Source organism: Helicobacter rappini (assembly GCF_900198625.1).
Lineage (GTDB): Bacteria > Campylobacterota > Campylobacteria > Campylobacterales > Helicobacteraceae > Helicobacter_A > Helicobacter_A rappini.
Genome location: NZ_FZPK01000003.1, coordinates 1 through 15,794 on the forward strand (window position 1 = coordinate 1; position 15,794 = coordinate 15,794).

Here is a 15,794-nt window from a genome sequence, read left to right on the forward strand (position 1 = left end):
CCCAATTCTTTACGATGAAATGCCCCTGCAACTTGTCCTTTATATTCGCCCTTAGCTCCGCTTCATTTATGAGTTTTGCAATAGCAGTCTCGCCGCTGTGATAATGTTCTGCATAGTTTGTGCCAAATTCTTTTATGGGCTTAATGCCTATCTTTGCTTCAATCTCCGCACGCATAACCTCAAAAGACTTGCTAAAATCTCTGCCGTTTATAATCAAATTTTTATCCGTGTAGTTATGCTCCTTTTGTATATTTTGTTTCGCTTCATCTATTATTTCTCGTGTAGTCTTTGGTGTTTGCTTATCTTCTATGTTTGCAGGTGGATTTAAATAAACTTTATATCTTTCTGCTTGTTTTTTTGTAAGCCTCTTGTGCTTTTGTTTAATTGTGTGTTTTATATAATTATAATCATCTGTATGGAAGATACCTTTTTTGTTAATTTTTTTGTCTTCTTCAAACTTATCTAACTACTTTACTATAAAACTTCTGCTAGAATCCCAAATCTTATACAATAAGAGTTTCAGCATAAATATAAGGATATATATGAATAAGATTTATAAAATCAAAGGTTTTACTCCATTTATCATTGTAGCATTTATCAATGCCTTTATTGATTTAGGGCATAAGGTGCTAATGCTAAGCATTATCTATAAGTCATTTAGTGAGGGGGAGCATTTATTTTATAACTCCATTGCAAATGCACTTGTGATTCTGCCTTTTGTTCTGCTTTTCTCCCCTGCTGGTTTTCTTAGTGATAGATTTTCAAAAAATAAGATTCTAAAGATTGGGGCTTTTGTTAATATAATTCTTTTGTGTATTCTTATGTTTTTTTACTCCATAGGCTTTTTTTGGGGTGCATTTTATATGACGCTTCTTATGGGTATGCAAGCTGCCATTTACTCCCCTGCAAAGTATGGATATATAAAAGAGCTTGTAGGTAAAGAGAATCTTACATGGGGAAATGGCATTATACAAGCAACGGCTATTGTGGCAATGCTTGGTGGTATGATATTTTTTTCAGCCCTTTTTGAGAGATTCTATACAGATGGACTTACAGATCCCTCACTCATTATAAAAGATATGGTGTTTTTAGCGATACTGCTTTGCTTCTTTGCATGTTTGGAATTTCTATTAAGCTTTAGACTACCGACAATAAGACAAGATTCTAATATTTCATTTAATAAAGACAAATATCTAAAAGGTGAGCTTTTAAAAGAGAATCTAGCTGTTATGAAAAAGCATAGAATGATTTATCTCTCTGTGCTTTTTATAGCAGTATTTTGGACTATCTCACAACTGCTTGTTAATATCTTTCCTGTATATGCGAAAAATGTATTAAGAATCATGGATACAGATATTGTCAATATGCTTATTGCTTGCACTGGGCTTGGCATTATTGTAGGCTCAATCATTGCTGGTCGCTATTCCAAAAACTATATTGAGACAGGTCTCATACCGCTTGGTGCGTGTATCATGTCTATTGCCCTTTTATTATTTGGTATTTTTAACTCTCTATTTAGCATTTCACTTCTTTTCTTTCTTTTTGGCTTAGGCGGGGCATTATATGTTGTGCCGTTAAATGCGTTAATGCAGTTTTATAGCAATGATAAGGAATTGGGGACAATCCTTGCTGGAAATAACTTCGTGCAGAATATCGGCATGCTTTTAGCCCTATTTATCGCTACTTTATTTGGCATACAGAATCTACCTGTTGAGTGGCTTTTCTATGTGAGTGCTTTGCTTGGAATAGTTGCTACTTTATATATGATAAAGCTATTGCCTTTCTCACTTGTTAGAATCTTAGTTAGCATGGCAATATTGCAGAGATACAGACTCGTTGTAGAGGGCTTTAATAATATCCCGCAAAAAGGCGGTGTATTGCTGCTTGGGAATCATATCTCATTTATCGACTGGGCTATCGTGCAGATGGCTGTGCCTAAGAAAGTGTATTTTGTAATGGAGAGAAGTATCTATTCTCGTTGGTATATTAAGTTTTTCCTTGATTTCTTTGGTGTGATACCTGTATCTAGCTTAGGAAGTCGTGGGGCAATAGAGCAGATTCAAAAGAGATTAAGTAATGGGGATATTGTGTGTTTATTCCCTGAAGGTGTGATTAGTCGGCATGGACATTTAAACGAATTTAAAAGCGGATTTGAGAAAATCGCACAAGGTGTTGATGAGAGTCTTGCTGTTGTTCTGCCTTTTTACATTCGCGGTATGTGGGGCAGTATCTTTAGCCGTAGCAACGAGCAGTTTAGAGAGCGTAAAAAAAGCTTTACAAAAAGAAGTGTAAGCATTGCCTTTGGTATGCCCCTGCCACTTCATACACAAAAAGAAAAGATTAAGGCAAAAGTATTTGAGATGAGTTTTAAAGCATGGGAACATCAGTGTCAAAACTCGCCAACTATCCCTGCTGCATTTATAGAATCTTGCAAACGCGGTGGAGGCGATATTGCTATCATTGATACACAAACAGGCAGTATGTCTTATCGTAAATTGCTTACACTTTGTGTTATGCTTAGTCAAGATATGAAAGAGTTAAGCTATAAGCCACTACCAAAAAGGACAAATAGCTGTTCTCTTCCAAATGATTGTATAGGCATTATGCTGCCTGCTTCTTTAGCAAGTGTGCTGTGTAATTTCTCAAGTATGATGGCTGGAAAAATCGTTGTAAATCTTAACTTTACTGCAGGATTAAACGCTATTAAAAGTGCGATAGTGTCTTCTAATATCTCACATATCTATACTTCAAAAAAGTTTTTAGAAAAGCTAAAAGACAAAGGCATAGAGATTGATTTTAGCGGTGTTACCCTGCATTTTATGGAAGATATTGTCGCACAGATTCGTAAGCAAAAAGTAGCCTTTATACTCAATATTTCTTTTATCACACTTGCACCTACTTGGCTTTTAAAGCTTTTATTTGCAAAGGAAAGCAAGATAGAATCTGTATGTGCCATTCTCTTTAGTAGCGGGAGTGAGGGCGTGCCAAAGGGTGTTATGCTTAGTCATTTAAACATTATGAGTAATATCGCACAAATCGCTGATGTTATCCATGCAAGAAATGATGAGACTATGCTTTCTTCCCTGCCACCATTCCATGCTTTTGGACTAACTGTTACAACGCTTATGCCACTTATTGAAAATATGCTTGTCATCTCACATGCTGATCCAACAGACGCATTAGGTATCGCAAGGGCAATAGCACAAAATAATGTAACAATCATGTGTGCGACTTCTACCCTACTTGGAATCTATGCGAGAAATCCAAAGATAGATAGAGTAATGTTTGATAGCATTCGTTTAACTGTGGCTGGAGCTGAAAAGCTAAAAAAAGAAGTGCGTGAGGCTTACACGATGAAGTTTAATAAGCCAATATATGAAGGCTATGGTGCGACTGAAACTACACCTGTTGCAAGTGTGAATCTACCTGATGAATTTGATGTTACATTCTGGCAGATTCACAGAGCAAATAAAGAGGGTAGTGTAGGTATGCCACTTCCTGGGACTGCTATTAGAATCGTAGATTATGACACGCTAGAAGAGCTGCCATTAGGAGAGCATGGACTAATCCTTATAGGTGGACATCAAATCATGGTGGGCTATCTCAATGATGAAGAGAAAACAAATGAAGTCATTATTGATTTACATGGAATCCGCTGGTATAAAAGCGGGGATAAAGGCTATCTAGATTCTGATGGTTTCTTGCATATTACAGATAGATATTCTCGCTTTGCAAAAATTGGCGGTGAGATGATTAGCTTATCAAGCGTTGAAGAAGAGATTGCAAAAGTCTTTAAACATAAAGAGATTTCAAGCGAAGTAAAGTTTTGTGCAGTAGCACTCGAAGATAGCAAAAAAGGTGAAAAAGTAGTATTACTTATAGAATCACCACAAGAGCATTGTGCCATAGCAATTGAGAGTATTAAAAAATCTGATATTATCCCGCTTAAAAAACCAAGCGAATATTTTATCGTAGATAAGATTCCAATACTTGGCAGTGGCAAAGTAGATCTAAAAAGCACAAAGGAACTTGCTAGGGAGATTGAGGGAAAGAAATGAGTTTTGAAAACTTGTCATTACACCCCTTGTGATAGTAAGTCGTGGCAATCTGTAACCTTGTCATATTACTTTTTTTGTCATGTTGAGCGAAGCGAAACATCTAACATAGAATCTAAACGAATCTCTTACTATGTTACCCTTTAACATTGTCATACTAAGCGAAAACAAAACATCTTTAATCGTCATGTTACCCCTTTTTTTTGTCATGTTGAGCGAAGCAAAACATCCCCTACAAACTCTAAAATCAATATAAAAAAGCAAAAATCCATAAAACCGCCACATTTACAAAAAAAAAACAAAAATTCAACTTTTTTATGCTAGAATTTGCACTTCATTTACTTTAGATTTTAAGGAGATAGTATGTCAATACTACAACATGACATAATGGCACAGACACAAGGCAATACAAAAGCAAAGGCAAGCACACTAGCTAAAGTGAGCATAGTAGCAGCCCTTACACTATGGGGGGGGGGGGTAACTAACCCTCTTTTTGCTGTTGAACTTTCTGAACAAGTGAATGGGAAAGATTTAAATAATGAATTTAGCGGAAAATATAATGTAGAAATAGTAGATATAAAAGGTGGTAATGGGGAAATCAGCGGTAATTCAACGCTTGGCGCAAAGACAGAAACATTAAATATAAAAAATGATAGCAAAGGTATATCAGATGGTAAAGTTACTATCCAAGATGACCACACAACAAATAGCGTAACTATCAATAATTACGCACAAGATGGCGCAAAAGCAGCAGGTGAAATAGTCCAAGGTGGCAAAGAGGGCTTAACACTCACAATCAATAACGGCACAAGTGAAGCACTAGGAAAATGGAATGGCAAAGTAACAGGTAACACTGCCAATAATGCCAAACTTGTTATCAACAACAAACATGCAGATTCTGAATGGATTGGCGAAATCGCAGGTGGTAAAGCAGCAACAGAAGTCAATAACTACGGCACAATGAAGACAGGTAAAATCGGTGGCGGTGATGGTGGCTTAACTATCAATAATAAAGAAAATGCAAAGATAGAATCAGCCGTAGAATCTAGCGGGGCTTTAAACATTGTAAATAACGGAACAATGAGCGGTGAAATCAAAGGGACAGGACGAGGCGCAACAAGCATTATCAACAATGCAAGTGGCACAATCAGTGGTAAGATAACCATGACAGGTTTTGCTTCTACACTCACAAACTCTGGGAAAATCACTTCTGCAGACGGAGTGCTATTAAGCGGCGGTAAAGACACAGCAAATGCTTCAACACTCGTAAATAATCATGGCGGTGAAATCACAAAAATCACTTTCAGTGACGATCATGGTGTGATAGAAAATCAAGGTATAATAGGCGATAAAAATACTGCAACCAATGTAGCCATAGGACAAACAGCAGGTAAAGCAGGACATACGATAAGAAACCTTACAGGCGGACAAATCGTCTCTAAAATCGAGATGACAAAAGCAGCCGCAGATGGTAAAATCAATAAAATAGAAAATGAGGGCTTAATCTCTGGTGCTATTGAGTTTGGTGGAGGACATGATCAAGACGCAAAAGGTGGCGGTATCACAAATAGCGGGACAATCAGCGGCACAACGCTACTACAAGGCAAAAACATAAACCTTACAAACTCTGGTAGTATCACTGGTGAGATTACACTAAAAGGTGGCACAGCAAATGCAAATGAGCATTTAACAATCACAAATAGCGGTAGCATAGATAAAATCACGCTTAATCAAGCAAATAGCGTAGCACATATAAGCAATAGCGGTAGCATAGATAAAATCACGCTTAATCAAGCAAATAGCGTAGCACATATAAGCAATAGCGGTAGCATTGGTTCGCTAAACTTTGCAGCAGCTGGCACAGCAGTGCTTGGCAAAAACTTTGCTGTAACGCTTGAAGATAAAGCAAGCTATGATACAAATGGTGCGATAAAGATTGAAGGAACAAACACGAATTCTACAATCAAGCTTGAGGGTGTAAGCAATGCAAGAGCAGCAGGGGATAAAGCCTTTATCGTAAATATAGGACAAGGCTTTCAAGTAGGTGAAGCCTATGATTTGAAAAACTTTATTAAAGCAAATGCTATTCAAAACGCACAAGGCACAAGTATCAAAGATACTCTAGCCCAAAGCCTTGAAGGTAGAATAGATACTACACAAAATATCTATGATATTAACTTCAGTGGTGGTGCTATGACTATCAGCGTTGAAGCAAACAAATCAATCGGTGCATTAGGAGCTATCCAATCTATTGCTAATATGAACTCTCAAATGACACGCGCACAAAGCATTATTGATGGTGTATTTGATGCAGTAGCTACAGGTGAGATAGGAAATCTTCCTTATCCAAGAGAGGGTGCTATATCTACACAATACACAGGTGCAAGTAAAAAATCTAAGCTAGAAGAACTAGCAGAAGCAGTAGAATCTGAAAAAGATCCTAAAGCAAAAGAAGAAAAACTAGCATTATTACTTGCTGAAAAAGAGAGAGCAAATAAATCATGGATAGGCTTTGCTACTCCATACTTCTCTACATCAAGCATTGCTGCTACAGGCTTTGCTGCTACAAATGGAAGTGCTATGGGCTTTGTAGGTGGTGCTGCTAAAGCTCTTGATAATGGTGTATTATTTGGAGCACACATTGGTGTAGAAAGTCAAAATGCAGGTAAAGTTGGTGCTGAAATGCAATCACTAGGCAGCAGCTTTATGGCAGGTGTGCATACTAAAATGCCTTTAGGACAAGTAAATAAAGCAAGTCTAAGTCTAGTGCCATTTGTAAAACTTCAAGCTAATGCTATGTTAGCTGCAAATAGCTATCGCTTAACACCTTTAATGGATACTACAAGAGAAGCTACTGGACTTGTAAGCGGCTTTAGTGCAAGTGCATTGTTTGGTTTAGATATGCCTACAAACTTTGGTTATATCACACCAGAAATAGGTCTAATGCAACAAGCAGTGATTATGCCAGAACTTACATTTAATAGCTTTAATACAGCAGCTAATAATCAAACAATAAAAGGCACAACAGCAACACCTATGTATCTATTAGCACAAATTAGATATACAAAAGCTATTAAACTAGAGAAAATGTCATTATTCCCAACTATTAAAGCAGGTATCCGCTATGCAATGGCAGGTAATAGCTTTGTAAGCTCTATAAATGTGCAAAATGGACTTTTCTATGCTACAAATAACATTGATAGCTTTGTAGGTGTGCTAGAAGCAGGACTAGGAGCTAAACTAGGACAAAATGCAAGTATTAACCTATCTTATGGTGGTGAGTTTGGTGCGCAAGTAAAAACTCATAACATTAATGTAAGAGTTGGTTGGCAGTTTTAATCTCTTATAGTTTAATATAAGGGTTTGATTGGCAATGTTAATCTCTTATAGTATTGATATAAGAGATTATTTTATGTCATGTGCTAGACTTGCAAAGAAGCTCATGGCAATCTCTCTCACTTTATGTGGGCTAGGGGCTTTATAGGGTGTAATTTTAGAATCTATATCTTAACTGATTTTAGATAGGCATAATAGATTCTAAAACCTTAACCTTATGTGTTCTTTGATACTTTTACAGGTTTTAAATCTTTTGTCATTTTGACTTTATTTGTTATTTTGGCTTTCTTTGCCATTTTAACTTTATTTGTTATTTTAACTTGCCTTGTCATTTTGAGCGTAGCGAAAAATCTAGCATAGACTAAGCTAAGTAATCTTTGTTTTAAGATTCTAATCTAAGGTTTATAAGATTCTAAGGTTTAGATATTTAGATATTTCATGCTTACGCATTCGCACGAGCGAAGCTCTTGCCCACACTTGCAAATATGACAAAGCAGATTGGATTGCTTTAGCATGTTTGCAATGATGAAAAGAAGTTATATTGCATTACTGCAATGATGATTTATTGTCATGTTTTGCAAAGAAGTTCATTACAGAAAAGCTCATGGCAATCTATATTTTCATTATGTTAAGCTTTGTTATTATTGCATAACAATAAAGCTTAACATAATTACAAGTCTTTTTTAAAAGACTGAAAGAGAGGTTTAAGGATATTTTATATTTGGGTGGGTGCAGGGCTTAAGGGTGCAAATAGAATCTCATGCAGTGGATTCTAAAAGGTGTTTTGACATAGTCTTAACATGACAAAGTTTAAGAGATAATCTCATAGCTTTTGGCACTATGAGTTGTAGTTACTATGCTGTGTTTTGCATAGCTAATAGATACTATTTTTTTAACTTGTTTTTTCATTTTTAACCTTACCATGTTGAGATACATGTAAAAAAACTCACTCATGATTTTAAAGATTTAGAATCAAAACCTAAAACTTGAAAATTAAACTTTGGAATGTAGGCCATTTGGCTTACTATTAAGCTTATTTTAGCTTTTCTATAGCTTGTCATGTTAAGGTAGGCAAAACACTTTTTTACCTTTTTTATGACATTATAAGATTTCTTTGTATTATACAGCATTGTATAATTTCATATATGTATATTATTTTTTGGTTTATTGCTTATTGTTTTTATTGAGATGAGTGCAGGATTACAGATATTTTTTTGAAATTGAAATAAGCTTTATTAAGAATCTATATAATAGGATTGCATTAGGACACGACACAACAGAAAGCCTACCACTTTAAGTAAGTTTGAGTCAGTTTTTATTATGATTTAAGATATATTTTTACGAATCAAACATCAAGATTCTTAACATCTCGGGCGTGTTTTTGGATATATTGTCGTCTTGGCTCTACTTCATCACCCATAAAGATATTAAACATTTCATCTGCCATTTCATCATCTTCTATCTTTACTTGGACTAGAGTGCGATTTTGCGGGGACATGGTAGTTTCCCATAACTCTTCCTTATTCATCTCACCTAAGCCTTTATATCGGCTTATATCGCCTTTTTTTCTTGTGGCTTCTTCAATCTCTTCTAAGCCCGTTATAATGTCTTTACCTTCTAAAAACTCAAGCTCTCTTTCAGTGATTTTTTGATAAATCCTTTTACATTCTTTAAAGCTTATGTCATGGAATAGGTTTCGTGTGATTTTTATCTCTGTTATACCTAGATTTGTTTGTGCGTTCAGCGTGATACTTACTTCATCAATATGCTTTTTTAAGACATTATACTGCTTACTTAAAAGATAAGATTCTATATTTTTAGATAAAGATTCTAAATCATGCGTGTCAAGCTCGTTTTCGACTAAATATCTTAAGACATACTGCACGCTATATCGTCTCTCTAAATCATTTACAAGCTGTCTGTAATGTGCGATAATCTTTAGAATCTGTAATAATTCATTATGCCCTATGCCTTTAAAGTTAAAATGCTCTATGCCATTTTCTATCAAAAAATCACTCAAAGCTTTATCATCTTTGAGATAGACTTCCTTTTTATTGCGTTTATATTTATAGAGTGGTGGCTGGGCGATATAGATATATCCGCCTTGCACTAAAGGCTTAAAATAGCGATAAAAGAAGGTCATAAGTAAGGTTTGTATATGGCTACCATCGACATCGGCATCTGTCATAATGATTATTTTATGATAGCGTAATTTCTCTTCATTAAACTCATCGCCAATGCCGCAACCAAAGGCAGTAATCATATTTTTGATTTCTTCACTTTTTAGGATTGTATCAAGCCTTGATTTCTCAACATTTAGAATCTTACCGCGTAAGGGAAGTATCGCTTGGAATCTTCTATCTCTTCCCTGCTTTGCAGAGCCACCCGCACTATCACCTTCTACAAGATAGATTTCACATTCGCTTGGATCTTTGCTTTGACAATCAGCAAATTTACCCGGAAGTGTAGAAACTGATACTTTATTATCTTTTCTAGTTAAATCTCTTGCTCTCTTTGCTGCTTCTCTGCCCCTTGCTGCGATAAGCACTTTTTGCATGATAAGCTTTGCTTGAGTAGGATTTTCTTCAAAAAACTTTGATATTTTTTCATAAGTAAGCTTTTGGACTATGCCTTTTACAAATGAACTGCCTAATTTACCCTTTGTTTGCCCCTCAAATTGTGGATCCATGATTTTGGTTGCAACGATAGCGACTAAACCCTCTCTCACATCATCGCCTAATACTTTTACATCTTTTTCGCGTGTATTTGCGTTTGCTTCAATATAGTTTAAAATCGCACGACTAAGCCCTGCTCTAAAACCTGCTTCATGTGTGCCACCATCTGGTGTTCTAATATTATTTACAAAGCTTAATACCTTTTCATCATAGCCCTCATTATAGGCTAGGGCGATTTCTATCTCTGAGTCATATTCATTTTCTGTTGCTTCAAAGCTTAGAATCTGTGTGATTAAAGTCTTTTTATTGATATCTTCTATAAATTGGCTTAAACCACCCTCAAAATGAAATGTAGTATCGCTACCATCTCTCTCATCTTTGAATCTTATCTTTATGCCATGTGTGAGATATGCCATCTCTTTAAATCTACGCGTAAGTATATTAGAATCAAACTCTGTTATCTCCATAATCTCTGGATCTGGGAAAAACTCAATAGTAGTGCCATGCTTTTTTGTCTCGCCAATTATTTCTAGCTCTGTAGTTGGGATTCCTTTCTCAAACTCTTGCTTATAGATTTTATTATTCTTATAAATTGTCATAATAAGCTTACAAGAGAGAGCATTTACAACACTTACACCAACTCCATGCAAACCACCTGATACTTTATAAGTATCTTTGTCAAACTTACCACCTGCATGTAATACGGTTAGAACAACCGTTGCTGCTGGCATATTCTCTGTTGGGTGCATATCAACTGGGATTCCCCTGCCATCATCTTCAATGATAGCACTGCCTTTGTCTGTGAGAGTAATTTTAATATTTTTACAGAATCCTGCCATTGCTTCATCGATAGAGTTATCCACGACTTCATATATCATGTGATGCAAACCATTTGTATTTGTATCGCCGATATACATACCCGGTCGTTTTCTAACCGCTTCTAGCCCTTTTAAGACTTTGATATTATCTGCTAAGTATTCTTTTGTTGTATTTTCCATTATTTTTTCCTTTCTCTTTATTTATAGAATTTTTATATGATTTGTGGCATGATAACTTCTTCAAAATCCTTTGTTATTACAAAGATTGGTTTATAAGGATCATCAATAATGATTTCAAACTCATCTTGTTTAATATTACTGATACATTCTAATAAATGTCTATTCACAAGTCCTATTGTCATTGGCTCTGCTTTGTGATTTTCTATATCATTGATTGTAATTGAGGCGCTTGCACCATTTATACCCTCTAGAGTTTCAAAAATGATTTTATTAGATTCAAATGTAACTTTAGCTCTTTGGCATATAGCATTCATTTGATTAAGAGTTTTTAGAATCTTTTCTTTATTGATTTTTAATGTTGGTAGTTGCGGTTTATTTGCAATAATACTTTTAAAATCTGGGAAGTTTGCATTGATAAGTTTTGCGTAAAATTCTATATTCTCACTTACAAAGCATAATGTTTCTATTTTATTACTATCTTGTATTGGTTTAATATATAGCTCACAATCTGTTGAAAATAGTTTTAGAATCTCTTGCAGTGTTTTTTTAGGGATAATACTTATAAAATCTTTATCGCATTCTGTTTGTTTTTGTATATAGCCTAGTCGTTTAGAATCTGTTGCTGCGATATTTATTTCTTTATCTTTAACTTCAAAAAGGATACCTTGCATAGCGATATTAAATGTTTCTTTATCATTACAGCAGTGCATAATCTTTTTTAGAGATTGTAATAAGAAGTTGTTATTTATATCTATTGATTGAAAGCCTTGTTGTTCGTTTTTGTAGTTTTGACTAAAAGGGAGTTCATTTATTTCAAAGATTGGGATTTTAAATACCGAAGCATTATTTTGTTTTATATAAAGATTCTCATTGTCTTGCTCTATGATAACTTCAGAATCATTTAGTCCTTTTATGAAGTTACCTATTGCTTCACCATTTACTGCACATTTTATTTCACCTTGTAATGAGTTTGTTTTGAGTATTGTGCGTATGTATATCTCATGATCTGTTGCTTTAAGGATAAGATTATTATCAATTGTTTCTAAGGATATATTTGCGGTGATATCGATCACATTTTTCTTATTGACTGCTGATTGCATATTTGTTATGGCTTGGTCGAGTATGCTTTTATCAATGCTTATCATATTCATGCGTTTTCCCTTTTAATAAAGTATAGTGGTTGTAGTAGTGTGCTTGAATAATGTGAATAAAGTTTTTTATATTTGTTTTAAAGCGTTAATTAGGCACTTTTTGGCATTTGTATTTTGCTATTTTCATTCACATTTAATTCATTTTTAGGACACAAACAAAGTAAGAAGTATAACAAAAATATATTGGAATATGGCTTTATTTTCGTAGTTATTGTGTATTTTGTTTGAGTTTTGATAAGAGATTTTGCACTTCTATTTTTAGTGCATTGTCTTTTTCCATTTCTTGTTTGATTGATTTTATTTGTTTGCTTACTGCACTATGGTCTTTTAGGTTTAGCTCTGTTGCAATATGGGGAAAAGTCGTATTGATTGCTTCTCTTGCGATATAGGCTACTATTTTTCTTGATCTTGCTATGATTTTTTTACCCCTTGTTTTTGTTTTTATTTCACTTGGTTTAATGTTATATTCTCTTGCTATAAGATTGACTACATCATCAAAGTTTGTGGCTTTTTCCTCTATTTCTCTGTCTTTTAATATGTTTTTTACTATTTCAAGTGTTATTGGTATATTCATAATTGACATATTGGCGTATATATCAATGATTGTTCCTTCTATTTCGCGTATATTATCATGGAGTTGTGTGGCGATAAAATTTATTATATTTGGTTCAAGCGTAATGTTATTTAACGCACATTTTTGCTTAATAATATTTATTTTCATATCGAGTTCTGGAGATTCTATCTTTGTCATCATACCCCCTGCAAAGCGGGATTTTAGCCTTTTTTCAAGTTTATCTATGAGTTTTGGGGCTTTGTCGCTTGTCATTACGATTTGTCCGCCTTCTTGGACTATGACATTAAAGGTATTGAAAAATTCTTCTTGGAATTTATCTGTATTTGATAAAAACTGCACATCATCAATGAGTAAATAATCACATGAGCGAAATCTCTCTCTAAAATGTTGCATTGTGTTGTTTTGGATTCTATGTCTGTATTCATTAAACATACTTTCTGCGGTTATATATACAATTTTTGCGTTTGGTGTTCTTTCATATACAGCATTGCAGATAGCATATAATAAATGCGTTTTTCCTAATCCTGTGTTGCCATAGATTAAGAGTGGATTCCATTTACCTTGATTTTTTGCTATTTCTTTTGCGGTTTCAAAGGCAAATTTATTACATTCGCCTACTATAAAGCTATTAAATGAGACATTTTTATTTATAAAAGTTTGATTATTTGTAGTTATGTATTTTTTATCCTTATTATTTTCTACGGGCGGTTTATTGTGTTGATTTTTTGTTATAAATTCTATTTTGATTTCATCTATTGTTTTAACTTCTAGAATCTTTAGCATGAGTTTTGTGTATTTATTCTTCGCCCAGTTTGCTATGAAAATATTTGGGGCTATAAAGATGAGATGACTTGGCGTTGAGTTCATAGAATCAAAAGAGATTTTACTGATATATTGTTGATATTCATTTTCTGGTATTTCATGTTGGAGTCTTTGAAGTAGGTTTGTGTTATCCATAATTATCCTTAGTATATTCACTTTTTGTTTTCGTAGTATAGTATAAAAATAGTGAATTAAGCTTATAATTATATATTATACATGAATATTAAGTGAATATTAAGTGAAATAGACATGAATATAATGTGAATTAGAGTTTATTGGTTTCTATATCATTTCAATTGTAATATTTTGCTAGGACCATCTTTTATTTCAACTTAGAATATATGAATCAACTTGACAATGAAAAAAATGTCGGTTAAAATTTTGGGTAAGAATTTAGAAACTTGTAGAGTGTAGCGAAATATCTAGTATAGAATCTATATTTTATAGCTATATAGTTAAGTATATGTAAGAAGTGGATATGAAAAAACTAAAATGGCTCAATGTATCTTGTGTATTTAATAAGATTAAACATTCCCTATGTGCTTTTAAAGTAAAACCTCTTTATTCCTATGTGAAAAAAGCTCTAAACCATAAATTCACATTTAGCTTATCATGTCGCAATGCACCAGATTCTAATAAAACCTTGACAGATACAAAGCTAATATGGAATCTAGATCCTAAAAAGCTACATAAAATCATACGATACAGCACAGGTTTTAGCATGATGGAGCTTTTATTTGTGCTTGTGATAATCGGCATATTAGCAAGTCTTGCATTACCACGCATAAGCTTTTCTCGCAATAATGCCCTAAGTGTTGCTATCCAAAGCGATATACAAACCATTATTTCAAGCACACAAGAATATGCGATTACAAATGAGTTTATGCCACAAAATGCTAATCCACAATGGCTTGTTAGCTACCTGCGTTTATCGCCACAGAGATGGGTTGTCAGTGGAGATTCTCTAAAACTTGCTAAAAATGGTGTGCCAGATTCTCAAAATGACTGCCTTAGCATTCGCTTTAACCAAACAACTGCTTTAGAGATTCTATTTAACAGATCTCAAAACTCTAATTTATGTCAGAATCTTTTGAAAAATTATGCAAGTGATATTATCATTCCCCTGCATATTACGCCTTAAAGATTATTAGATTCCCACTACATTTTACTGCTATAATGATAAAAATATAAAAGGATATACATGCAAATTGTCTTTGGACCTATTCTATCAAGACGCTTTGGTGTGAGTTTGGGTATAGATTTAAGCCCCTATACAAAGCAATGCAATTTTGACTGCGTATATTGTGAGCTTGAGGCAAAAAAGCCAATGGATACACAAACACAAATCGCACCGCTAGAGGTTATCTTAGAATCTATTCAGCATGCTTTGAGAACACACACCGATATTGATGTGCTAACCTTTACTGCGAATGGAGAGCCAACTCTTTATCCACACCTAGAAAAACTCATATTGCAAGTAAAAGAATTATTAAAAGAATATCCAAACATTAAAACCCTTATACTAAGCAATGGCTCTCGTTTCCACGCACAAAAAAATGCACTCAATCACTTTGATATTGTTAAATTTTCGCTTGATTCTGTGGTTACAAAGAATTTTAAACGCGTGGATAAGCCAAGTAAAACGCTTGATTTAGCTACAATTAAACAAGGCATTAAAGACTTTTCTAAGCAATATGGCGGTGAGTTAGTCGCTGAAGTATTGATTGTAGCAAACATGAATGATGATATGGAATCTAATAAGGAGAATGCCGCATTTTTGCGTGAAGTGGATATTAAACGCGTGGATATTTCAACCATTGATCGACCAAGCTCCCATAGAGTATATCCTGTGAGTAATGAAAAGTTATATGAGTTAAGCACATTGTATGAAGGGCTAAATGTATGTGTTGTTACGCGTAAAAATGATGCGATAAATGTTACACAACAAGACCTTAGCGAAACAGAGATTCTAGAACTATTAAAAAGGCGACCTTTAACGCATGTAGATTGTGAAATTTTACTCACAAAAGAGAGTGTAAATCGACTTGAAAATATGTGTGCGATAGGACAAATAAAGATAAAAAATATTGCTGGTGTGTCGTTTTATTGCGTGTAGTTTCTCTTGTGCCTAGCAGATATGGTATGTATGCTGAAGTAGATAGACTTTTGTGCGTGTTTTTTAC

General features: G+C 34.3%; 8 protein-coding genes. 4 read left to right on the forward strand and 4 right to left on the reverse strand.

Annotated elements, in window-relative coordinates:
* The coding region (locus C6H17_RS12380) for a hypothetical protein (RefSeq protein WP_199768853.1) at positions 1-217 on the reverse strand (217 nt) is incomplete at its 3' end.
* Between the two features lie 319 nt (positions 218-536).
* Here C6H17_RS12380 and C6H17_RS00255 point away from each other — a divergent pair.
* Entirely contained in the window at positions 537-4,058 is a 3,522-nt protein-coding gene (locus C6H17_RS00255) for an acyl-[ACP]--phospholipid O-acyltransferase (RefSeq protein ID WP_396279274.1), read from the forward strand.
* Between the two features lie 360 nt (positions 4,059-4,418).
* The gene (locus C6H17_RS00260) at positions 4,419-7,394 is read left to right on the forward strand and encodes an autotransporter outer membrane beta-barrel domain-containing protein (protein ID WP_104731307.1); all 2,976 of its coding nucleotides are present in this window, start codon (positions 4,419-4,421) and stop codon (positions 7,392-7,394) included.
* Between the two features lie 1,342 nt (positions 7,395-8,736).
* On the opposite strand, the gene gyrB is transcribed toward C6H17_RS00260, so the two are convergent.
* From gyrB to dnaA, 3 genes are all read right to left on the reverse strand, one after another.
* Positions 8,737-11,064 (reverse strand): DNA topoisomerase (ATP-hydrolyzing) subunit B, encoded by a 2,328-nt coding sequence (gene gyrB, locus C6H17_RS00265; RefSeq protein WP_005216633.1) that lies wholly within the window; start codon positions 11,062-11,064, stop codon positions 8,737-8,739.
* 32 nt (positions 11,065-11,096) lie between these two features.
* Positions 11,097-12,215 carry a DNA polymerase III subunit beta gene (gene dnaN / locus C6H17_RS00270; protein ID WP_004086338.1) on the reverse strand — a complete coding sequence of 373 codons (1,119 nt, stop codon included), beginning with the start codon at positions 12,213-12,215 and terminating at the stop codon, positions 11,097-11,099.
* 208 nt (positions 12,216-12,423) lie between these two features.
* Complete coding sequence (gene dnaA / locus C6H17_RS00275; RefSeq protein ID WP_005216623.1) at positions 12,424-13,746, reverse strand: chromosomal replication initiator protein DnaA; 1,323 nt, start codon at positions 13,744-13,746, stop codon at positions 12,424-12,426.
* Between the two features lie 343 nt (positions 13,747-14,089).
* Here dnaA and C6H17_RS00280 point away from each other — a divergent pair, with 343 nt between their 5' ends.
* Both C6H17_RS00280 and C6H17_RS00285 read left to right on the forward strand, forming a co-directional pair.
* Positions 14,090-14,752 carry a type II secretion system protein gene (locus C6H17_RS00280; protein WP_020995426.1) on the forward strand — a complete coding sequence of 221 codons (663 nt, stop codon included), beginning with the start codon at positions 14,090-14,092 and terminating at the stop codon, positions 14,750-14,752.
* A gap of 60 nt (positions 14,753-14,812) precedes the next feature.
* Complete coding sequence (locus tag C6H17_RS00285; RefSeq protein ID WP_005216621.1) at positions 14,813-15,727, forward strand: radical SAM protein; 915 nt, start codon at positions 14,813-14,815, stop codon at positions 15,725-15,727.
* The last annotated feature ends 67 nt before the right edge of the window (positions 15,728-15,794 follow it).